Genomic DNA, 22284 nt, shown 5'->3' on the forward strand with positions numbered 1-22284 from the left:
TAAGGTGTGATACTTTTACATCGAGATTGCTTTAATATAATCTTTATCTCAAAACAGTAAATCTGTGAGTTTCTTAGTTAGGTTTGACTCCAATGTCAAAAAAACTTGTTTTTAGACATTATCAGTTATATATTTTAATAAATTAGAATTATATATAAAATGAAGAGCTTAAAGGAATTATCCTTAAGAATTAAAAATATTAAGTCTGTGCAGAAAATCACGAAAATAATGCAAATGGTTTCTGCAGCAAAATTATTACAAAGCCAAAAGAAATTATCAAATTCAAAATTGCATATATCTAAGCTGCATAGCATTATTTCTTCACTAGCGCTATCAGCGGATCAAGAGTTACTAGCAAGAATTCTAAATATCAATAATGAAGATTCTTTCCTAGTATTTATTATTGCATCTGATCGTGGTTTATGTGGCAGCTTCAACTCCTCTGTTGTTAAATTCAGTCAGGAGCATATAAACAAATTAATTGCAAATGATAAGAAAGTAGACATTGTTTTTTTTGGTAAGAAAGCTTTTGAGACAGGCAAAAATAGATTTAATTCTAAAAATATCTTGAAGGTTGAAAATAGTAAGGGAATCACACTAAAGCGTGTGGAAGCCTTGGTTAGTGATATAGATCTAAGTAAATACAATAAAGTTAAGGTTTTTTACAATAAATTCTATAATACCTTCATGCAAAAGCCAATATTAGAAACAATAAAACCATGGAGTAAAGACTCATTATTAATTGATAATTCTGTAGTTAGTCCTCTAACAGATTACAGCTATGAGTATGAACCACAAAATATTGAGTTTATTTTAAAATCTTTGACTCAAGATTATGTTACAGCTGCTCTTTATTCTGCTTTACTTGAAAGTGCAGCAAGTGAAAATAGTGCTAGGATGGTTGCTATGGAATCAGCAAACAGAAATACAAAAGAAATGCTAAATAAACTAGCATTACTTTATAATCGTTCTCGTCAAGCAGCAATTACAACTGATTTGATTGAAGTTATAGGTGGTGCAGAATCTTTATAGAAACTCAAGGAATGAAAAATGAATATATTAAATATTGCAGCAGATATCACTAAACTAATAAAAAAGCAGAATCAAGACGCAGAAGTTACAATATATGAAACTAATAAGACCTCGGTTTCTCAGCGTCTATCAAAAATTGAACAAATATTACAATCTAAAAACTGTACTGTCGGAATTAGAGCTATAGCAGGTAAGAACAAAGCTGCGTATATTTCCACAAACGATTTGAATAATCTTAGTAGTGCAGTGAGCCAAGTGGTGGAAATGGCAAAGAATGCCCAGGAAGATCCTTATATTAGTTTTGCTGTAGATGGCAGTAATTATATCTCTTCTGCAGATTTAAATATCTCAGATAATAATGTTGTAACAATTAATAAATTAAAAGAAATTACTGAAGCTACAGAAAATTCAGCTCTTGCACATAAAAATATTATTAATTCCGAAGGAGCTTCATCTTCACATACTTCAGTAAATACAGTATTATCAACCGTTTCTGGTTTTGTTGGTTCATTTAGTAAGTCAACTTTTGTTAATCAGGTTTCTGTTGTTGCTGGAGAAAAGAGTGAAATGAAAATAGGCTACGATTACGATGTAGCATGCAACTTCAGTGATTTAAAAACACCGGAGTCAATAGGGAAAGAAGCAGCAAAAAGAGCAATAGATCAATTGGATTCATGTACAATCAGGACAGGCAAATTTCCGGTTGTTTTTGAAAAAAGAGCAGCAAAAGAGCTAGTAAAGAGCTTTGCTTCTGCCATAAATGGTAGCAATATTGTAAATAATAGCTCTTTTTTGAGAAATAGTTTAAATACTCAAATTTTTAATACTGAGATTAGCATTATTGATGACCCATTGTTACCAAGGGGTATAACATCAAGACCGTTTGACGGGGAAGGAATAATGAGCAGAAGAAATGAATTTGTAAAAAATGGAGTACTGCAAAACTGGATTTTAGATCTATATTCGGCTAGGAAATTAAACTTGGAAACGACCGCAAATGCAACTCGTGCAAGTAATGCTGCAATTATTCCTTCAGCTAGTAATTTCTATTTCAAAAATGGTAATAGATCGTTTAAGGAATTAATTGAGGAAGTAAAAGAAGGAATATATGTAACTGATTTATTTGGTTTTGGTGTTAATTTAATCAATGGCGATTATAGTCAAGGTGCATGCGGATTTTTTATAGAAAATGGTAAAATAACGTATCCAATACACGAGATCACTGTTGCCGACAATTTGAAAAATATGTTTAGCAATTTAGTTGTTGCAAATGACCTAACTTTCTGTGGGCAGTTTAATTTACCAACGATTAAAGTTAGCGAAATGACAGTAGCAGGTTCACTTAGTGATTAAAAATTTTAGTTGCATTAAGTACAATAATTGTGTACTATTACTATGTAATGTTAAGAATAGACTATGGAGTATAGAAGTTTAGTTGCAGTAACTAAGCTTAAAGCATTCTAAATCGTAATTTCAAAGTTTTTCATCACATTAATAATATTAGTTAGTAGTTTAGGAGTTATCCATATGGAATTTGGTAATATAAAATGGTTTAATGTTGAAAAAGGCTATGGTTTCATCAAGCCAGAAGGTAAAGGTGAGGACGTTTTTGTACATGTTAGTACATTAGAACGTTCAGGAATAAGACCTGATGCACTTCGAGGAGAGGATAAAAAGAAAGGAATGAAAGGGGAAAGAGTAAGTTATGAGCTTAAAGAGGAGCGTGGTAGGAACGGGGAAGATAAAAAGTCTGCAATAAATTTAAGATTAGAAGATTAGTCTATCGTGAAGCTTTTTAATAGGGTAATGTATTGTGAGTAACTTTCATGAAATGGGGCTTCCAACTTTGCTTAGGCAAGCTCTAAGTAAAAATAATCTTTGTATTCCAACCCCGATTCAAATGCAAGCGATTCCTCTAGCTCTCCAGGGCAAAGATATCCTTGGATCTGCTCAAACGGGAACTGGAAAGACTTTGGCATTTGCTATTCCACTGGTTGCTAAATTACTGAATGAGCCAAGCATTGGTTCAGCTTTAGTCATCGTGCCAACCAGAGAGCTTGCTCATCAAGTAACAAATGAGATAAGAAAACTCTTATCTCAAAATTCTGTACTAAGAGTCGCTTTGTTGATTGGAGGTGAGCCTATTTTTAGGCAGCTAAATCAGCTTCAGAAAAAACCACAAATCATAATAGGTACTCCTGGTCGTATTATAGATCATATTGAGCGTAAAGCTTTGATTACTCGCAATGTCAGCACTCTTGTGCTTGATGAAACGGATCGTATGTTTGATATGGGCTTTGGAATTCAAATTGAAGGGATCATGAAATATCTGCCAAAAATACGTCAGACTCTTATGTTTTCTGCAACTCTTCCTAGTGATATAGTTAAACTTACTGAGAAGTACCTTAATCAGCCAGAGCGTGTTTCTGTTGATTGTCAGGCTACAACTTCTGCAAAAATTAAGCAAGAAATTGTTTATGCGTCAGAATCAGAAAAATATGGAAAACTTGTTACACAATTATGTCAGCGCAAAGGATCGATCATTATTTTTGTCAAAACAAAGCGAGGAGCGGATCAGCTAGCTGACAAATTGCACAAAGATGACTATAGCGCTTTGGCAATTCATGGTGATTTAAGGCAGCACAAGCGTGAAAGAGTCATTAATTCTTTTCGTCGTGGCCGCAATCGAATCATGGTTGCAACAGATGTTGCTTCTCGCGGCCTTGATATTCCGCACATTCAACATGTTATCAATTATGATGTACCACAATCGCAAGCTGATTATGTTCATCGTATAGGTAGAACTGCACGTGCGGGAGATGAAGGATTTGCATTATCTTTTGTTACACCTCAAGATCAGAGAAGACTGCCTGCACTAGCAGATAAAGAAGGAGAGCCAAATTTTGATTGTAGTATGCAATCTCAAAAACGTAACGGCAAAAAGATCTTTAAAAGGCCAAGTACGTTAAAGGCTAAATACGGTAGAAAAAAGATCAATGTATTTAAGAAGAAAAGCAGAGTACTAGAAAAAGCGTATTAATGTACTTAACTATTCTTCTATTCTTTAAAAGCTCCAGTAAGCTTGCTGCAAAGTGAAGTGATTGGAGGATGGTAGAAAGAATATATAGCTAGCCCAAATTAGATTTACCTACAATTTGATAATCTTAATTCTGCTGCTTATAATGTTTTGAGATTATCACAACGGTATAATGTTAGGCTGTGTGGGCTATAATCTGTAGCTTCATTCAATTTGGCTACAACGAGCTGCTAGATTTCAGTTTTTTTAATAATTGTGTGCTACTAATTATATATAAATTTACACTTTTGAAGAGAATAGATGATTTCTAAAAATTTAGAGGCAAGTTTAAATAGAGCGTTACAGATTGCTTCTGATTGTAAGCTTAAATATGCAAAAGTGGAACATTTGTTGCTAGCATTAACCAAAGATGTGGATGTAAATTATGTTTTATCAAGATGTAACATCAAAGCTGGTGAAATTATAAATATAGATAATATTATATTAAGGAATGATCATGGTAATAATACAAAAGGTTTTTTACAAGACAACTCCGAATTAACTGTCAATAAAGTTGAGCCTGATGTGCTATTTCAACGCATAATACATAAAGCCATGATACGAGCTCATCGTCTGGGAAGAAAAGAAATAAATGGAGCAAGTATTCTATTAGAGATTCTGTCTGAGCAAGATTTATACATTGAAGAGCTATTACGCAAACAGAATGCAAAGGATTCTAATTTGATTTATAACATATCCAATATAAAATATTCAGGTGATATAGAAGAATATGTAACTAATCGCAAGATAAAACTTGATAAGAATAACGATATCTCTACTGTAGCAAATAAAGGTGAATTATTAAAAGATGAAGAAGTTCTACAAAATTATTGTAGAAATTTAAATGATTATGCAAGAAGCAAAAAAATAGATTATGTCATTGGTCGTGATTATGAATTAAATCGCACTATAGAAATCTTGCTAAGACGCAGAAAAAATAACCCTTTATATGTCGGAGAACCAGGTGTTGGTAAAACAACAATAGTTGAAGGCTTGGTATTGAAAATTATTGAAGGTAGTGTTCCGAGTGCACTGAGATCCAGCATAATTTATGCTTTGGATTTAGGATCACTTCTTGCAGGAACACGCTATAGAGGTGACTTTGAAGAGAGAATAAAATCTATAATAAAAGTAATTGAGGCAAAACCTGGCGCTATTCTTTTCATTGATGAAATACACACTATTATTGGAGCAGGTTCAACAAGTGGCAGCTTTCTTGATGCTGGCAATCTGCTCAAACCTGCACTTGCAAGAGGTGCGTTGCGTTGTATAGGTGCAACTACATATAGAGAATATAGCAATAGCTTTGAAAAGGATAAAGCATTAGCAAGGAGGTTTCAAAAAATTAATGTAAAAGAGTCTTCTATTAATGATACAGTAAAGATACTAGATGGTATAAAGCATTACTATGAAAGGTATCATGGAGTATATTACACGAAACATGCCATTAAATCTGCAGCTGAACTTTCACACAAGTATATTACTGGGCGAATATTACCTGATAAAGCAGTTGATGTTATAGATGAAGCAGGGGCATATTGTAAGTTACAAAAAAGCAGGCGAAAAATTATAAACAGTAGAGACATTAAGAGTACTATCGCTAGGATTACAAACGTACCTTGCGGGTTTGATGATATGCAAAGAGTAAAATCTTTGAAAGAAAATCTCAATAGGGCCATTTTTGGTCAAGAGCAAGCGATAGAGTTTCTCGTTAATTCTATTAAAATTGCTAAATCTGGTCTGAGAAGTTACAATAAACCCTTGGCAAAGTATCTTTTTGCAGGGCCAACTGGTGTAGGTAAGACTGAGCTTGCGAAGCAACTAGCACAAAATATGGGTATGAACCTTATTCGGTTTGATATGTCTGAGTATATGGAACCTCACACAATATCTAGAATGATTGGTTCCCCTCCTGGATATGTGGGTTACGATCAAGGTGGATTGCTTACAGAATCTGTATCTAATAATCAATATAGCGTAGTACTTCTTGATGAAATTGAGAAAGCTCATAGTGATATTTATAATATATTACTACAAATCATGGATTATGGTTGTGTTACAGACACTTACGGACGTAAGGTTAATTTTTCCAATACGATTTTAATTATGACAACCAATGCAGGGGCATTTGAACGTAACAAAAGTTCTATTGGCTTTGGGTATAAAAACTTTAACATCAGTGACAGCGAAAAAGCAATGGAACGGGTTTTTAGCCCTGAATTTCGTAATCGTCTTGATGCAGTCATTTCCTTTTCTGATTTGGATGCGGATGTCATTTTGCACATTGTGGATAAATTTATTCAGGAATTAAAAAAACAACTTGTGCAAAAGGGTATAAGCTGCTCAGTGGAAGAAGAAGTAAAGTCTTATCTTGCTCAAACAGGTTATAGCAAAGAAATGGGAGCACGCCCAATAGAGAGGCTGATTGAAAAAGAGATAAAAAGTCATTTGGCTGAAGAAATACTGAATCGTCGATTAATTAAAGGAAAGAAATTAAGGATTTATATTGGTAAACACGGAATTGCTTTTGATATAGTTTAAATTCTTGCTTGAGTATTAAATTTGTAGTATAGTCACTATTTTTTAATGAGGCTATAGTGGCAAGTTTAACCAGAAATCAATATTACAGTAATCAAGATTTACAGAACTTATTTTCAAGGCTGGGAATAAAAGCAGAAGAAGTAATAAGCCAGGAGTTTGATGATGTACTTAAGTTAGTTGAGCGGCGCTTTAGAAGAGCTTCATTAAAATGTCACCCTGATAAAGTAGTAGGAGAGAAAGAGAAAAAAATAGCTGAAGAAAAGTTTAAAAAACTTAGTGCAGATAAAGATAAGCTAGAGAAATATCTTAACGACTTAAAAGCAGGAAGAACTCCTGGCATATCTATAACATTACAGCGAGAAGTGCAGGAAAAACAAAGGAGAATCAATGAGATTCTATTGCGTAGAGAGAAAGCTGTGAATAGAGCATGTTTATTTTTTATATTAGCAAATGTGGTACTTGGTCCGTCGCCTCAAGTCAAATATTGCTTATCACAACTTGCTAACAGTGGCAAAGTGCAAAATATTGCTTATAAATTTTATGCATTCAGCATCGGAGTTTGGCCATGGTTATTTATTATATCCTTTTGTAGTATTATCTATGCAGCAAGTAAACAAAGAGGCTCACAAGAAGAAAATCTAGATAGGTTAAATAGAAGATACAATCTACTTATTGCTGCTGATAATTATGTGCTATGTATAGCAGCAGCGTTTGCTGTGTGCAGTTTAGTATCGGAAATTGCACAAAATGGCTGGCCTGTTCAATATGGAATGGTGCTTATGGCTAATTTACTATTAGATTTATTACTTATTGCTTTACTTAGAACTTTTATAAAAGCTTTTGAACTATATGGTGAATACTGTATCCAGTGTTTATATGAAGAAGATGCGGAATTTAGTTATAAAGAAAAATTTGCATGGTATGACTACAAATTAGTACTTATGCCGCTCGTTCTTCCTATTGTTAAAATGTATTTTGAAGATTTAGTTCAAGAAAAACCACAACAGCATACTACTGATCCTAAAGTTACACCTTTAAATATAGGCGTAGGAACAAGAGCATAAAAAGGTCTTTGCTTCAACTATAGTTTTTGCTACACTTTGAGTAAATTTGAAGATATTAATGAGTGAAGAAGTAAAACAAATCCTAAGTTACTACGAAAGTGAAAACCCTGGAGTAAAAGCGAATCTTACTCGCATTCTTATGCATGGGAAACTTGGTGGAACTGGCAAGTTAGTAATTCTCCCTGTAGACCAGGGATTTGAGCACGGACCAATAAAAAGTTTTGAAGTTAACCCTGATGCTTACGATCCACATTATCATTTTCAGCTTGCAGTTGATTCAGGAGTAAGTGCATACGCTGCTCCGCTTGGTATGATCGAAGCTGGTGCTTCAACTTATGCTGGAATGCTACCACTTATTTTGAAGCTTAATAGCGCTAACTCTTTGCACTCAAAAAGCTTAACTTCAGATCAAGCAATAACTTCCTCTGTAAAAGATGCTCTACGTTTGGGCTGCGTGGCTGTTGGGTTTACTATATATCCTGGTTCTGCTAAGTGTTTTGATATGATGGAAGAAGCTCGCAAAATTATAGCTGAGGCTAAATCTTGTGGCCTTGCTGTAGTGCTATGGTCTTATCCACGTGGTGAAGGGATTTCCAAAGAAGGTGAAACAGCAGTTGATGTCATTGCTTATGCTGCGCATATAGCGGCTTTGCTCGGTGCCAACATAATAAAAGTAAAACTTCCAACCAACCATATGGAAAGAGAAAAAATAGAAAATATTGAATCATTATTCAAAAGAATTGAATATATTAAAAAGTCTTGCTTTGCAGGAAAAAGAATAGTAGTTTTCTCTGGTGGTGAGTCAAAGTCAGTGGGTGATATAAGTAGTGAGGTAAAAGAAATTAAGCAAGGCGGTGGTAATGGCTCAATAATTGGGCGTAATACTTTTCAACGCAAAAGAGAAGAAGCTTTATCTATGCTAAAAGATATAATTAATATCTACGCATAAAAAAATGGCTGGGTGGCAGAATGGCTTATGCGGAGGACTGCAAATCCTTTTATACCGGTTCAATTCCGGTCCCGGCCTCTTACTCCAATTAGATCATTGATTTTATTTAAATCGAAATAAGATTCCTATACTAATAAAATCTCAAATTAACAAATTTGGCTACCTAGAATTACTAGATAAAAATACTAATCAAGTTGTTGTTTCCCTTCAGAAAAATTAGTTTTTTCTCTGCATAGAAACTATATACTTACTATTTCGATAAACCTCAATCTTTCTAAGTTATTCTTGTTGCATGGTAAAAAATAAACTAAAAATGAGCAAAGTGTTTTACAAAATGATATTGCGTAATTTACTATTTTTGCTACCACCTGAAATTGCTCACTTCTTGTTAATAATGGCGTTAAAAAAAATGCCCTTTAAGAAACCTATAGAGCTACCAGAGTCTTTAAATGTAAACTTTTTTGGTAATAAACTTAGAAGTCCTGTGGGTCTTGCCGCAGGCTTTGATAAGAATGCGGAAGTTCTAAGGCCCATGCTCTCATTTGGTTTTGGATTTATTGAGGCTGGTACTGTAACTAAATATCCCCAATATGGAAACAAAAAACCGAGAATTTTTCGGTTAATTAAAGATGAAGGAATAATTAATAGATTGGGATTCAATAATAAAGGGGTGGACTATTTTCTTAAGCAGATAAGTGAAACTAAGCTTGATAATTGCATTTTTGGCATCAATATAGGAAAAAACAGTACATCAAAGGACCAAATCAGCGATTATGTTGACTTAATAAAGATAGTATATGGAAAGAGCAATTATATAGTACTGAACATCTCATCCCCAAATACACCTAACTTGCGTGATTTACACAACAAACAAGAATTATCCAAGTTGTTGAAGTCTATTACTCTAACCAAAAAATCAATTGATAGCTCTGAATCAATACCGATAATATTAAAAATTTCTCCAGATATAGATCAGCAAACGAAAGAAAATATCGCTGAGCTTGTGTTGGAATATAAGATTGACGGATTAACAGTAAGCAACACTACGGTAAGTAGAGATAATCTGCATTTCCACCACAACGAAAGTGGCGGATTGAGTGGTAAACCACTGTTCAAACTTTCAACTGAGTTATTGAGCGATATGTACAAACTTACTAAGGGCAAAATATTGTTGATAGGATGCGGAGGAATCTCAAGTGGTGCTGATGCATATAAAAAAATAAAGGCAGGAGCCTCTTTGGTACAGTTGTACACTGCTCTCATATACCACGGACCTCAAGTTGTAAACAAAATTAATCTAGAACTTGCAGAACTAATAAGGAGAGATGGATTTAGTAACATTAGTGAGGTGGTGGGTTGTATACATTAATTTTGGAAGTTGGTGGTATTATTTTAGTAAAATAATACTAATTTTTTAGTATAAAGGTGTGGTAGGAAGTGCTTTTCTTTTAAATAATGGGTATGAAGAGTTTGAATGATGCAATATCTAAGATCATTGATTATAAATTTACAAATTATGCAATATTAGAAGAGGCACTAACTCACCCAAGCGTAAATAAAAGGAATAGCAAAAACCAGATTGTAAGCTACGAAAGACTAGAGTTTTTGGGCGATAGTGTTTTGAATATGGTCGTATCTGCCATACTGTTTAAACTATTTCCTGAAGAAAAAGAAGGAGCATTGGCAAAAAGAAAAACGGATTTAGTTTGTGGCAGTACCATTGCTAATGTTGCTAAAGAAATAGAGTTAGGTAACTTTATTATCATGAATAATAGTGAACGTTGTAACGGAGGAAAATGTAACTTAAAAAATTTAGAAAATTCGCTTGAAGCACTAATAGGTGCAATTTATATTGACGGCGGACTTGAGAGTGTTGAGAAATTTATTATCCGACATTGGGAAAAGCTAGCTAAGGACATCCTCGATCCTCCTCAAGATCCTAAAACTTCACTGCAAGAATGGACTCAGAGAAATAAATTACCTTTACCAAAGTATGAGCTTGTAAAACAAACTGGACCAGCACACAATCCTGAATTTACTATATCAGTTTGCATAGAGAGTTATGACAAAGTTTCTGCATGTGCTCCTAGTAAGAAAATTGCTGAACAAAAAGCTGCTGAGCTGATCCTAGAAAAAATTGAAAAAACGACTTAGTTTAATCAAAATAGCCGTTAGCATAAATTTAAAGTAAGCTAAGCTCTTTAGTTCAGCTTACATATTTTTTTATCTCAGCCAGAATCTTATCAGATTGACTTTCATCTGAATTTAAATCAGCTACAAAGTGTGTGACATATTTTCCTTCAGGGCCAATAAGGTATATTATTGAAGAATGGTTAATTTCCTCTTCTCCACCTACTTTGCTTGCATATACTTTATACTTTGCAACTACTTCATCTATTTTTTGTCTTTCACCAGTTAGCATTTGTATTCTATGGTCAAATTGCTGCTGAAATTCTTTAAGACTTTCTGTGTCATCACGCTCGGGATCAACTGTAATAAAAAATGTTTGTAGTTTGTTGTTAGTTTTTTCATCTAACTTTGCAAGTGTTTCTGAAATTATTCCGAGGTTCATAGGGCAAATTCTTTTACATGAGGAAAATCCGAAAAAAATCATCATATACTTATCTTTAAAATCACTACTGCGTACTATTTGTCCATCTTGGTTAATTAAAGAAAAATCCCCACCTATTTTAATTTCTGTATTGTATGGGACAAAGATGCCTTTCTTAGTAAAATAACAATAACCTAAGAAGACAGCTGCTAATGCTATTAGTAGACTAGACAATAACCTTATAGACTTTACCATTAAAGCGTTCCTAATAAAATTAAATCATATATTAACTAGTTGACTGATTCAACATATTCCTTCCAAAGTGGATTGTTAATTTTGTCTAACAGTTTCTTATGCTCATCAAATTCTTCACTACTTGGTGAGTGTTCTCTGCGAGCTAAATTACGCACTTTATGCTGAATAAACGTAGAGTTATTGTCCTGAGCACATTCATTATTAAATAAAAAGGTTTGCAATCCTCCTGTAAGCTCAACATAGACCTTTGCAAGCAATTGAGCATCAACTAATGCTCCATGCAATTCTCTACCTTCCAACGATATATCAAAACGTTTACATAATGCATTTAAAGAAGCAGGTGATCCTACAAACTTTTTTCTTGCAAGTGGTAATGTATCTAGCACTCTATCTGAGGAAATTAACCCAGCATTTAACTTGCCTAACTCCATATTAAGGAACTTAACATCGAATTCAGCATTATGAATCACCAAAATGTCATTGGATATGAAGTCAAAAAATTCAAGTGCAACATCTGAGAATAGTGGTTTATCTTCCAAAAACTCCTCACTAATACCATGAATCTTAAATGAGTGGTAAGGTATATCTCTCTCTGGATTAAGATATCGATGAAATGTTTTACCTGTTGGAATACGGTTAATTAGTTCTACACATCCTATCTCAATAATTCGATGGCCAGACTCAGTGTCAAGACCTGTAGTTTCAGTATCAAGTACTATTTCTCGTAGCTTGCTTTCCATCAGTTGTCATTTGTTGTTGAATTTTTATCAGTACTTGCCTTCTTATAGTTAATAGAAACAAGCAACCAGGTTGGGTCTGATGAATTAATATTTTTTTTGAATTGCCATACATCCTCGACTTTGTTAATAGTAGACATACTACCTGATATGATGTCTCCTTCACCATTCTTAACGAAGTTAATTTGCTCTGAAAGGAAGTATACTGCAATAAATACTACGTTTTTTACTAGTTTTATTTCTAAGATTTTTTGTGAAACAATAGAAACAATTATAGACTCGTGTATCTCTTTACGATGTTTAATCTTATCCACAAAGCTGTTATACAAATCTTTGTCCAGAAGAGATTTTAATTGAGGTAAATTTCCTTGGTTGAAATATTTAATTATTAATTCAAAAGCTATGCTTGAACCTTCTATAAAATTGGAAATAGAGAACTCTCTGTTTTTTTGTAATATTTGTTCATAAGTAGTTTCTATTGAACTTTTGTTATTGCTATAAGTATAATCTTCGATATTTTCTACCACATCCTCTTTACTTTGACTTACATCTAATACACCTGTTAGCTTTTTTAGATTGAGACTGGATGATCTTCCTAAAGAATTATATAAGCGTGAAAAAATAAACGCCGCTAGTAAAGCATATATTACAAGCTCTATCATGGTAACTTACTCCTTGATATATAAAGTATCTAAATATTATTAATTATTGATAAAAATATGTTTTTCATATTAACCTATAGTTAGGTTTACTATTCATTTGTAAATGGATATATTATATAAGAAAGTATTAAACATCTCAACTTAATTAAAGGAGACGTAAGAAATGTCACAACACAAAATGAAAATTCATGGTCAGTATGTCAAAGATTTTTCGTTTGAGAATCCAAATTCGCCATTCCTTCCTTCTAGTAAAGCTCCTGATATTAATGTAATGGTTAATATTAATTCAGCAAAATTAGAAGGAACAGAAAATAAAAAAGGAATAAGTGAAGAAAAGCCTTTTCATGAAATTACTTTGCATATAGAAGCCAAAGCAACGGTAAAAGATGAAGATGTAAAAGATGATATAGCTTTCATTTGCGAGGTAAAGTATTGCGGTATTTTTTCAATAGAAAACTTTACAGAGCTAAGTGAAGAAGAGGTGAGACAAGCTTTATTTATTGGTGGACCTACTTTTCTTTTCCCTTTTGCAAGAGAAATAATTGCAAGAACTACAAGTAGTGGCGGGTTTCCTCCACTTATGCTAGATCCTATAGATTTTGAAACTATGTATCAGCAGCAAAGTCAACAACAAAAAAGTAGCGCTAGTAATTCCAATTTTAACTAATACAGGATGAACAATTCTTTAAATGCAAAGACGACTTTAAATATTGATGGAAGGTTATATAACTACTTTAACCTAAGTAACGCTGGTAAATTCTTAGGAGTAGATTTAACAAAATTGCCTTGCTCACTCAAGGTATTGCTTGAAAATTTATTGCGTAACGAAGATGGAGTGAGCGTAAAATTGGGTGACATAAAAACACTAGCAAGTTGTGTCAATAAACATGTCAATCACGAAATTAGCTATAAACCAGCAAGGGTATTGATGCAAGATTTTACGGGAGTTCCTGCTATTGTTGACTTAGCTTCGATGCGTAATTATGTGAAGAAAAACGGGGGCAACCCAAGCAAAATAAATCCATCTGTACTTGTTGATCTTGTGATCGACCACTCTGTTCAAGTGGACAGTTACGGAAGCACTTCCGCATTTTGTAAAAACGTTGAATTGGAAGTGAAAAGAAATTTAGAGAGATATCAATTCTTAAAATGGGGAGAATCATCCTTCACAAATTTTAGAGTAGTGCCACCAGGTACTGGAATTTGCCACCAAGTGAATCTTGAATATTTAGCGCAAGTTGTATGTAACGATAGCGGAGTTCTATATCCAGATACCTTAGTTGGTACGGACAGCCACACTACTATGGTGAATGGTTTATCGGTTCTTGGTTGGGGTGTTGGTGGAATAGAAGCTGAATCTGTGATGCTTGGTCAGCCAATTAGTATGGTGATTCCAGAAGTAGTAGGATTTAAATTAATTGGAAAACTTTCAGAAGGAGTAACTGCAACCGATCTAGTGCTGACGATTACCAATGTTTTAAGAATAAAAGGCGTTGTTGGCAAATTTGTGGAATTCTATGGTGATGGATTAGATTATTTATCTTTGGCAGATAGAGCAACCATAGCTAATATGGCTCCAGAATATGGTGCAACTTGTGGATTCTTTCCAATTGATCAGAAGACACTAGATTATTTAAACTTAACCGGAAGGCCAAAAGAGTTGGTTAAATTGGTTGAAGTCTATGCAAAAGAACAAGGGCTGTGGCGTAGTAATGACGAATTGGCGTTCTTTGACACACTGGAGCTTGATTTATCGAGCGTAGAGCCAGTAATGGCCGGTCCAAAAAGACCGCAAGATAAGGTTTTTCTTTCGCAAGTGGCAGAATCTTTTTCTAAATCATTTCCAGTTAATGAGTCAGAGGAAAGCGATAAACTCCAAGATGGAAGTGTAGTTATTGCAGCAATAACAAGCTGCACTAATACTTCAAACCCAAGCGTAATGATTGCTGCTGGACTTGTAGCGCGTAATGCAGTCAACCTTGGATTAAAATCAAAGCCTTGGGTTAAAACTTCTCTTGCTCCAGGGTCACAAGTTGTAACAGAATATTTAGAAAAGTCAGGGTTACAGGAAGATCTAAATGCTTTGGGTTTTAATTTGGTTGGGTATGGCTGTACAACTTGTATTGGAAACTCCGGTCCGCTTAATGAAGATATAGAAAGTGATATTAAGGATAAAAACTTGACTGTTGCAGCAGTTTTATCCGGTAATCGTAACTTTGAAGGAAGAATCCATCCTTCAGTCAAAGCTAATTACTTGGCCTCTCCGCCACTTGTTGTTGTTTATGCACTTGCAGGCACTGTACAAATTGACCTGACAAAAGATCCTATATGCAGAGATAAGAATGGAAATGATGTTTATCTCAAAGATATATGGCCAAAAAATGATGAAGTTGAGAACTGTGTTAAAAGTGTTGTAACACGTGAAATGTTCATACAAAAGTATAAGGATGTTTTCTCTGGTGATGAGCATTGGCAAAAGATAAAGTGTGAGAAAAGTGAAATCTACAACTGGAATGAGAAAAGTACTTATATACAAAACCCTCCTTATTTTGATAATTTATTGACTGACAATGATAAAAGCAACATTTTTGATATAAAGGATGCACGAATACTCGCGATATTTGGCGATAGCGTGACTACCGACCACATTTCTCCCGCTGGAAATATTGCCTCAAATAGTCCTGCAGGCATATATTTAAAAGGTCTTGGAGTTGAACCGCAAGATTTCAATTCATATGGATCTCGCCGCGGTAACCACAACGTAATGATGCGTGGAACCTTTGCTAATATCAGAATAAGAAATAAAATGGTGAGTGCTGAGGGTGGCTATACAAAACATATTCCTTCTCAAGAAACTATGTCAATTTTTGATGCAGCAATGCAATATAAAAGAGAAGCTGTTCCATTAGTTGTCATTGCAGGAAAAGAATATGGTACGGGTTCAAGTAGGGATTGGGCAGCAAAGGGTACTGCATTGCTGGGAATTAAAGCTCTGATTGCAGAAAGTTTTGAACGCATACATAGGTCCAATTTGGTCGGTATGGGTGTTCTTCCACTTGCATTTCAGGATGGAGTAACGAGAAAGATATTTGATGGTAGTGAGATAGTGAGCATAAAAGGTGAAGTAGTACCAAATGGAAATCTAGAATGTATCATTAAAAGAAAGGATGATTCAGAGCAATCCATTCAACTCAAGTGCTGTGTACAAACTGCAACTGAGGTTAAGTACTTGATGAGTGGTGGGGTGTTGAGCTATATACTTGCGCAGTCCTTTTGAGCTATCACATTCATCAACTAGGTTTTTTGAATCGATTCTGGCTCTTTATTTAAATAATAATTTATTCGATGTAAAGTTATGATATAATCTTATCTTATATATGGTAAAGGGTGTTTTGTAGATAATTATGATCAGTTCTATACAAGAACCTAACGCATTACGAAAACGATTGCAGGCATTTTATCGTGCTGATGAAAAAAGTCACGTACGCTATCTTGTAGAAAAATCAGAACTTTCGGCTGATTCAAAAAACATAATTTACAATATTGCAAAACAAATTGTCGAAAAGATTAGAGGTAGTAAATTAGGCATTATAGATTCTTTTATACAACAGTACTCACTTTCTAACGACGAAGGAGTAGCGCTAATGTGTCTTGCTGAATCATTACTTAGAATACCAGACGATTACACAATAGATGAATTGATCAAAGATAAAATTGCCAACCAAGAATGGAATAAACACCTGGGGCGTTCCTCTTCATTGTTTGTTAATGCTTCTACATGGAGTTTAATTATAGGAAGCAGTATATTGAGAAATAATGAAGAGGATTCAAAATTCTATCACATAATTTCCAGGTTATTGAAAAATTTAGGAGAGCCAATAATCCGCAAAGCGGTGAAACAAGCAATATCCATTCTTGGCAAGCATTTTATTGTTGGAGAAACTATAGAAAAAGCATTGGAAAGTGTGAAGTCAGATGACTACAGTAAGTATTTATGCTCTTTTGATATGCTTGGTGGATCTGCTTGCACAGTTGAGGATGCGGAAGAGTATTTTAATTTATATATGCATGCAATAAAAGCCATAGGTGAATCTGCTGACATAAATGATTGCTTTAAATCTCAAGGGGTTTCAATCAAATTGTCTTCACTGCACTCACGTTATGAATTTAGCCAATTTGGTAATATAGCTGAAGAGCTGAGAGCTAAGTTGCTGGAACTGTGTCATGAAGCGAAGAAATATAACATTTCACTTTGTATAGATGCAGAAGAATCAGAAAGACTTGAGATGTCATTAGTTTTATTTGAGCAATTGCGTCTTGATGATTCACTTTCTAAGTGGGAGGGGCTTGGCTTGGCTGTGCAAGCGTATCAAAAACGTGCTTTATCTGTTCTTGATTTTGTTGAAGATGTTGCCATTCGATCAAAGCATAAAATTATGGTGAGGCTTGTAAAAGGAGCATATTGGGACTCAGAAATCAAGCGCACACAAGAATTAGGGTTAATTGGTTATCCGGTGTTTACTAGAAAAAGCTACACAGATGTATGCTATCTTGCCTGTGCGCAGAAACTTTTAAGCAAAGAGAATCACTTTTATCCATGTTTTGGAACTCATAATGCTTATACTTTTGCTACTATAATAGAGCTTGCCGATAAAAATCATCCTGGTTTTGAGTTTCAGCGCTTACATGGAATGGGTAAAAGTTTGTATGATTATGCAATTTCAGAACTTGCAACAAGCATCAATTGTCGTATATATGCACCAGTTGGTAAACATAGTGATTTATTGCCATACCTTATTAGGCGCCTTCTTGAAAATGGAGCTAATAGCTCGTTTGTCAATCAAGTAAATGATTCTGACGTTAAAATTGAAGAATTAGTCTCAGATCCATTAGAAAAAGTAAAAATCTTAGAGTATGAGCCTCATCCAAGCATTCCGTTGCCACGAGATATTTTTGGAGAGGAAAGAAAAAACTCCTTGGGAATGGATATTAGCGATTCAATTGCAGTTTCACAATTTGCAAATGATGTAAGGGAATTTAGTGAAAAGAAATGGCAAGTTGGCCCAATAATTGATGGAGAGTCGTTTCTTGACAGTGCGAAATTTACCGAAGTAGTGAATCCTGCACATTTGGAAAATGTAATTGGAGAAGTGTCAAGTGCAACAAGTGCTCAGGCTTTAAATGCTCTTGAAATAGCACATAGTGCTTTTACTAAGTGGCAGAATGTTTCAGCAGAAGAGCGCGCTAAATGCCTTGAAAAAGCTGCAGATTTGCTTGAGGAAAGGATGAAAGAGTTAATTTATATTCTGATTGTAGAAGCAGGAAAAATTTTATCCGATGCAATAGCAGAAGTAAGAGAGGCAATCGACTTTTTGCGCTATTATGCAATGATAGCAAAAAATGAACTGAATGACTGGAAAAAATTGCCAGGTCCAACAGGTGAAGATAACTTCATCTTTTTTGAAGGCAGAGGAGTTTTCTTATGCATATCACCGTGGAATTTTCCACTCGCTATCTTCATTGGACAGGTTTCAGCTGCACTTGCAGCAGGTAATGCAGTGCTGGCAAAACCGGCAGAGCAAACGCCGATTATTGCCTATGAAGCCGTTAAGATACTACACGAAGCTGGAATACCAAAAAATGTGCTACACCTTATTCCAGGGGATGGTTGGTATTTAGGTAAAACATTAGTACCAGATAATAGAATTTCCGGTGTAGCTTTTACTGGTTCAACACAAACTGCTCAAATAATTAATCGAATGCTTGCTAGTAGAGATGGTCCTATTGTGCCACTTATCGCTGAGACTGGTGGATTAAATGCTATGATTGTTGATAGTTCTGCTCTTTTAGAGCAGGTAACTAAGGATGTTTTAATTTCTGCATTTCGCAGTGGCGGTCAACGTTGTTCTGCTCTCAGAGTGCTATTTATTCAAGAAGATATAGCAGAAAAACAGATAAAAATGATATGCAATGCAGCTCAAGAACTAAAGATAGGTGACCCAATACAACTGAGCACAGATATTGGTCCAATAATTGACAAAGCATCTATTGATGTGCTCACTAAACATACGGAAAAAATATCAAGGGATGAAGATTCAAACCTTTTGTCCAAGGTACCCATGGATACAAATTCTTATAATGGTTATTTTTTTCCTCCGTATATTTATGAGATACAAAAAATTTCGCAATTAAAGCAAGAAGTGTTTGGGCCTATTTTACATATCATACGTTTTAATAAGTTGCAGTTAAATGAAGTTATAAGTGATATAAACAATACAGGATATGGACTTACGTTTTCTTTGCAAAGCCGTGTACAAAGTCAGATCGATTTAATAAGCAAGAAAATATCAGTTGGAAATGTATACATCAATCGCAATCAAATAGGTGCAGCAGTTGGAACACAACCATTTGGCGGTAGAGGACTGTCAGGTACCGGACCAAAAGCTGGTGGTCCTAATTATCTGCAACGTTTTTCTATAGAAAAGGTTGTAAGTGTCAACACTACAGCATGTGGAGGTAACATTACACTTGCGTGTTTGGATTGATTTGCAATTTCTAAATTGGAAGTCCGTGCAGTTGTGTATGCAGTACTAAAACCTAAAACTCATACACTGAAAGGATAGTTGTGATTCTAAGGAGGCTTCAAAGGAAGTCTTGTCTTTAATAAAAGAAAAAGGTTGCTATAATTCTGATAAAAGCACTATAAACAAAATGAATTTAAAAAATATCTTATTAGCGTTTTTAGTACAATTTATATTCGATTTGTCATTATTTGCAGCTGATCCTATTTTGCTTAATTGTATTGAAACTCCAGGGATTTATGATCTTGAAACAAGGCCAAAAAGCTTTAACTCTTCAAATAATTTAAGAAGAAAACCTGGCTCTCCAAATAATGCAGCAGGAGAATTAATAAATGTAGTGGGTAGAGTTATTGATGTAAATTGCTTACCGATACAAAATGCTGTGGTTTCTATATGGCACGCAAACTCACTTGGTATGAGCTATTATGATGAAAATGTGGAGCTTGATCCAAATTTTGCTGGATCAGGAAGATTTGTAGTAAATAACCTTGGCTATTATAATTTTATTACAATAGTACCAGGTAAAATTGGTGATAGGGCTCCACACATCAACTTTTTGGTCCAACATCCAGATTTTCCAGAATTCACAACACAAATGTTTTTTGCTGATCATAATTGCGATAACTGTGATGATCTTCTTTTTGGTAATCTTATTGAGAGTGGACTTGCAAGCCTTCTGATAGCACCATTTACTTATAACAATCAGGCCATGAAGACCTACACATTTAATATAACCCTAGGTGGGCATAACAAATTTTCTGATAAAAGATAAAGCCCTTGCATATCAGGGGAGTTCATAGTAGTCTTAAGCGCTATTGTACTTAAAATGTATATGAAAAATATCTTACTAATGTTTTTACTATGTTTTATGTGCAGCTTACAATTATTTGCAACGGAGATGTCAACGATGAAGATAACAATTTCTAAAGCTTTACCCGATTTTGAGACGCTAGTGGTAGGTTTGTTTGAGGGTGATAAGCTCATAACTAATGTTCTACAAGATAAGCAAGCTATAGATAACATCAAGAAATTTAGTGGTTTTAATGGAGGTTTTGGTGAATTTTTCTCCGTTACTTCATCAGAGGGAAAAAATATTATAGTTGCTGGTCTTGGAATGAGAGATGAATGGGATGAAAGCAAAGGATTAAATATTGGTGGTAAAATATATTGTGAGCTAAGCAGATTAAGAATCAAGCGAGCAGCTATTTCAATCGAGGGCAGTACAGCAAATGTTGCATATGGAGCATTTCTGCGCAGTTTCAAGTTTAATAAGTATAAAACTAAAAAGGATGAAAAAATTACAGAAGTAGAGGAAATTACATTATTAGTAAAAGATGAACAGTTAAGTAGCATTGAAAAATCATTTGAGCGTTTAAAACACGAAGGTGAAGGCATCTTTCTTGCACGTGCTTTTACTACTGAGCCACCTAATATTTTATATCCAGAGTCTTACGCTAATCGTATAAAAGCTGAACTTACTAAACTTGGTCTTGAGGTTGAAGTGCTTGATAAAAAGCAAATGGAAGAGAAAAAAATGGGAGCCCTGCTTGGAGTAGCACAAGGAAGTAGTAAAGAGCCAAAGTTAGTGGTGATAAAATGGAATGGGGCTTCTCAAGAACAAAAACCAATAGCTTTTATAGGCAAGGGTATAACGTTTGACACTGGTGGAGTGTCACTTAAACCCTCACGCGGTATGGAGTCAATGAAATATGACATGGCAGGTTCTGCTACTGTAGTTGGAGTGATGCGTACTCTAGCTGGGCGAAAAGCAAAAGTAAATGCAATTGGTGTGGTTGCACTTGCAGAAAATGCAGTGGATGGTAATGCTCAAAGACCGAGCGATGTAGTCACTTCAATGTCTGGACAAACAATAGAAATATTAAATACCGATGCAGAGGGAAGACTAATACTTGCGGATGCTTTATGGTATACACAAGATAGATTTGCACCGAAATTTATGATCGACCTTGCAACTTTAACTGGTGCTATAGTGGTTGCACTGGGAAATAATGAATATGCTGGTCTTTTTTCAAATAACGATGAATTAGCGAATCATCTGATTGATGCAGGAAATGAAGTAAATGAAAAATTATGGCGCTTTCCTATGAATGAAACTTATAACAAAATTATTGATTCGCCGATTGCTGATGTGCAAAATATAGCTCCTGCAGGTTCTGGTGGAGATAGTATAATGGCTGCACAGTTTCTACAGCGTTTTGTAAACGACACTTGTTGGGCACATTTAGACATTGCAGGCACTGCTTGGCACGAAAAAGGCACTGATATTTCTCCAAGAGGGGCAGTAGGTTTCGGTGTAAGGTTGCTAAATAAGTTGGTTGAGAAGTATTATGAGATTGATAATTAAGGATCTTTGTATTGAGTTTATAGCTTAATTTACGGCTACATGAATGTCTATTTATAAGACGTAGAAAATGATATCATCAAAGTAACTTACATTTTCTTTTTTGGGGATTCTAAAGTTACACACTTGAGCAGCATCAAGAGAAAGTATTTTGTTCAAATGATGATTGTAATAATGGACTATTAAAACTTTAAAGCTATTTAGCATTGACGGTGTATACTTAAGTGTTAAAATAAAATAAGAAGTTTTTAGGAGTTTATATGGCAGCAGGCGGGAAAGCGAAAACAGCTAGTAAAAATAACCCTACTCAGCGTAAGAAAGCTGAGCAAAAAATGTATAAAGATAAACCGGTAAAACCTGTTAGATATATAGATCGTGACTCGCGCATGAATTATATGTCTGCTCAATATGACAACGGCAATCTGGTTGAAGATGAGGTAAGCTGCAATCCTATAAAGTGGGAAGCTGTATAAT

At 34.7% G+C, this 22284-nt stretch carries 18 protein-coding genes and 1 tRNA gene; 16 read left to right on the forward strand and 3 right to left on the reverse strand.

Annotated features, from left to right (window positions below):
• Positions 1–159: 159 nt before the first annotated feature.
• The 10 genes from atpG to rnc all read left to right on the forward strand — a co-directional run bounded on the left by atpG (position 160) and on the right by rnc (position 10816).
• On the forward strand, positions 160–1032 hold the full coding sequence (gene atpG / locus JKF54_RS04685) for an ATP synthase F1 subunit gamma (protein WP_211907736.1): 873 nt from the start codon (positions 160–162) through the stop codon (positions 1030–1032).
• Between the two features lie 18 nt (positions 1033–1050).
• The gene (locus JKF54_RS04690) at positions 1051–2385 is read left to right on the forward strand and encodes a TldD/PmbA family protein (RefSeq protein ID WP_211907737.1); all 1335 of its coding nucleotides are present in this window, start codon (positions 1051–1053) and stop codon (positions 2383–2385) included.
• A 174-nt stretch (positions 2386–2559) separates the two neighbouring features.
• The gene (locus tag JKF54_RS04695) at positions 2560–2811 is read left to right on the forward strand and encodes a cold-shock protein (protein ID WP_006015726.1); all 252 of its coding nucleotides are present in this window, start codon (positions 2560–2562) and stop codon (positions 2809–2811) included.
• 34 nt (positions 2812–2845) lie between these two features.
• On the forward strand, positions 2846–4072 hold the full coding sequence (locus tag JKF54_RS04700) for a DEAD/DEAH box helicase (RefSeq protein ID WP_211907738.1): 1227 nt from the start codon (positions 2846–2848) through the stop codon (positions 4070–4072).
• 297 nt (positions 4073–4369) lie between these two features.
• Positions 4370–6649: an AAA family ATPase gene (locus JKF54_RS04705; RefSeq protein ID WP_211907739.1), complete on the forward strand. Its 2280-nt coding sequence runs from the start codon at positions 4370–4372 to the stop codon at positions 6647–6649.
• 56 nt (positions 6650–6705) lie between these two features.
• On the forward strand, positions 6706–7713 hold the full coding sequence (locus JKF54_RS04710; RefSeq protein WP_211907740.1) for a molecular chaperone DnaJ: 1008 nt from the start codon (positions 6706–6708) through the stop codon (positions 7711–7713).
• Positions 7714–7771: 58 nt separating this feature from the next.
• Positions 7772–8662 (forward strand): class I fructose-bisphosphate aldolase, encoded by an 891-nt coding sequence (locus JKF54_RS04715; protein WP_211907741.1) that lies wholly within the window; start codon positions 7772–7774, stop codon positions 8660–8662.
• A gap of 6 nt (positions 8663–8668) precedes the next feature.
• Positions 8669–8740 (forward strand) — tRNA-Cys (locus JKF54_RS04720).
• Between the two features lie 214 nt (positions 8741–8954).
• Complete coding sequence (locus tag JKF54_RS04725; protein WP_211907742.1) at positions 8955–10031, forward strand: quinone-dependent dihydroorotate dehydrogenase; 1077 nt, start codon at positions 8955–8957, stop codon at positions 10029–10031.
• A 92-nt stretch (positions 10032–10123) separates the two neighbouring features.
• A complete protein-coding gene (gene rnc, locus JKF54_RS04730; protein WP_211907743.1) occupies positions 10124–10816 on the forward strand; it encodes a ribonuclease III in 693 nt (230 codons plus the stop codon).
• A 52-nt stretch (positions 10817–10868) separates the two neighbouring features.
• Here rnc and JKF54_RS04735 read toward each other — a convergent pair whose 3' ends face one another.
• The 3 genes from JKF54_RS04735 to JKF54_RS04745 are packed head-to-tail and all read right to left on the reverse strand — an operon-like array spanning position 10869 to position 12867.
• Entirely contained in the window at positions 10869–11468 is a 600-nt protein-coding gene (locus tag JKF54_RS04735; protein ID WP_211907744.1) for an SCO family protein, read from the reverse strand.
• A gap of 35 nt (positions 11469–11503) precedes the next feature.
• The gene (gene dnaQ, locus JKF54_RS04740) at positions 11504–12208 is read right to left on the reverse strand and encodes a DNA polymerase III subunit epsilon (protein WP_211907745.1); all 705 of its coding nucleotides are present in this window, start codon (positions 12206–12208) and stop codon (positions 11504–11506) included.
• Positions 12208–12867 carry a Tim44/TimA family putative adaptor protein gene (locus JKF54_RS04745; RefSeq protein WP_211907746.1) on the reverse strand — a complete coding sequence of 220 codons (660 nt, stop codon included), beginning with the start codon at positions 12865–12867 and terminating at the stop codon, positions 12208–12210. Before JKF54_RS04745 ends, dnaQ begins: the two co-directional genes overlap by 1 nt.
• Before the next feature lie 163 nt (positions 12868–13030).
• Here JKF54_RS04745 and secB point away from each other — a divergent pair, with 163 nt between their 5' ends.
• The 6 genes from secB (at position 13031) to JKF54_RS04775 (ending at position 22283) form a co-directional block, all read left to right on the forward strand.
• Positions 13031–13534: a protein-export chaperone SecB gene (gene secB / locus JKF54_RS04750; RefSeq protein ID WP_007302467.1), complete on the forward strand. Its 504-nt coding sequence runs from the start codon at positions 13031–13033 to the stop codon at positions 13532–13534.
• Positions 13535–13540: 6 nt separating this feature from the next.
• The gene (acnA, locus tag JKF54_RS04755; protein WP_211907748.1) at positions 13541–16144 is read left to right on the forward strand and encodes an aconitate hydratase AcnA; all 2604 of its coding nucleotides are present in this window, start codon (positions 13541–13543) and stop codon (positions 16142–16144) included.
• A gap of 127 nt (positions 16145–16271) precedes the next feature.
• Positions 16272–19412: a bifunctional proline dehydrogenase/L-glutamate gamma-semialdehyde dehydrogenase PutA gene (gene putA, locus JKF54_RS04760; RefSeq protein WP_211907750.1), complete on the forward strand. Its 3141-nt coding sequence runs from the start codon at positions 16272–16274 to the stop codon at positions 19410–19412.
• Positions 19413–19578: 166 nt separating this feature from the next.
• Positions 19579–20220, forward strand: coding sequence for a protocatechuate 3,4-dioxygenase (locus JKF54_RS04765; RefSeq protein WP_211908757.1), 642 nt, complete (start codon positions 19579–19581; stop codon positions 20218–20220).
• 96 nt (positions 20221–20316) lie between these two features.
• Complete coding sequence (locus JKF54_RS04770; protein ID WP_211907751.1) at positions 20317–21813, forward strand: leucyl aminopeptidase; 1497 nt, start codon at positions 20317–20319, stop codon at positions 21811–21813.
• 257 nt (positions 21814–22070) lie between these two features.
• The gene (locus tag JKF54_RS04775) at positions 22071–22283 is read left to right on the forward strand and encodes a hypothetical protein (RefSeq protein ID WP_211907752.1); all 213 of its coding nucleotides are present in this window, start codon (positions 22071–22073) and stop codon (positions 22281–22283) included.
• Position 22284: the final 1 nt, after the last annotated feature.

Origin of the sequence: Wolbachia endosymbiont of Spodoptera picta (assembly GCF_018141665.1) — a bacterium.
In the GTDB taxonomy this organism is placed as follows: Bacteria; Pseudomonadota; Alphaproteobacteria; order Rickettsiales; family Anaplasmataceae; genus Wolbachia.

What these genes read in the sequence shown, in the direction of transcription:
- atpG (WP_211907736.1), top strand. Translation starts at nt 160, where the DNA reads ATGAAGAGCTTAAAGGAATTATCCTTAAGAATTAAAAATATTAAGTCT.
- JKF54_RS04690 (WP_211907737.1), top strand. Translation starts at nt 1,051, where the DNA reads ATGAATATATTAAATATTGCAGCAGATATCACTAAACTAATAAAAAAG.
- JKF54_RS04695 (WP_006015726.1), top strand. Translation starts at nt 2,560, where the DNA reads ATGGAATTTGGTAATATAAAATGGTTTAATGTTGAAAAAGGCTATGGT.
- JKF54_RS04705 (WP_211907739.1), top strand. Translation starts at nt 4,370, where the DNA reads ATGATTTCTAAAAATTTAGAGGCAAGTTTAAATAGAGCGTTACAGATT.
- JKF54_RS04715 (WP_211907741.1), top strand. Translation starts at nt 7,772, where the DNA reads ATGAGTGAAGAAGTAAAACAAATCCTAAGTTACTACGAAAGTGAAAAC.
- JKF54_RS04725 (WP_211907742.1), top strand. Translation starts at nt 8,955, where the DNA reads ATGGTAAAAAATAAACTAAAAATGAGCAAAGTGTTTTACAAAATGATA.
- rnc (WP_211907743.1), top strand. Translation starts at nt 10,124, where the DNA reads ATGAAGAGTTTGAATGATGCAATATCTAAGATCATTGATTATAAATTT.
- JKF54_RS04735 (WP_211907744.1), bottom strand. Translation starts at nt 11,468, where the DNA reads ATGGTAAAGTCTATAAGGTTATTGTCTAGTCTACTAATAGCATTAGCA.
- dnaQ (WP_211907745.1), bottom strand. Translation starts at nt 12,208, where the DNA reads ATGGAAAGCAAGCTACGAGAAATAGTACTTGATACTGAAACTACAGGT.
- JKF54_RS04745 (WP_211907746.1), bottom strand. Translation starts at nt 12,867, where the DNA reads ATGATAGAGCTTGTAATATATGCTTTACTAGCGGCGTTTATTTTTTCA.
- secB (WP_007302467.1), top strand. Translation starts at nt 13,031, where the DNA reads ATGTCACAACACAAAATGAAAATTCATGGTCAGTATGTCAAAGATTTT.
- acnA (WP_211907748.1), top strand. Translation starts at nt 13,541, where the DNA reads ATGAACAATTCTTTAAATGCAAAGACGACTTTAAATATTGATGGAAGG.
- putA (WP_211907750.1), top strand. Translation starts at nt 16,272, where the DNA reads ATGATCAGTTCTATACAAGAACCTAACGCATTACGAAAACGATTGCAG.
- JKF54_RS04765 (WP_211908757.1), top strand. Translation starts at nt 19,579, where the DNA reads ATGAATTTAAAAAATATCTTATTAGCGTTTTTAGTACAATTTATATTC.
- JKF54_RS04770 (WP_211907751.1), top strand. Translation starts at nt 20,317, where the DNA reads ATGTGCAGCTTACAATTATTTGCAACGGAGATGTCAACGATGAAGATA.
- JKF54_RS04775 (WP_211907752.1), top strand. Translation starts at nt 22,071, where the DNA reads ATGGCAGCAGGCGGGAAAGCGAAAACAGCTAGTAAAAATAACCCTACT.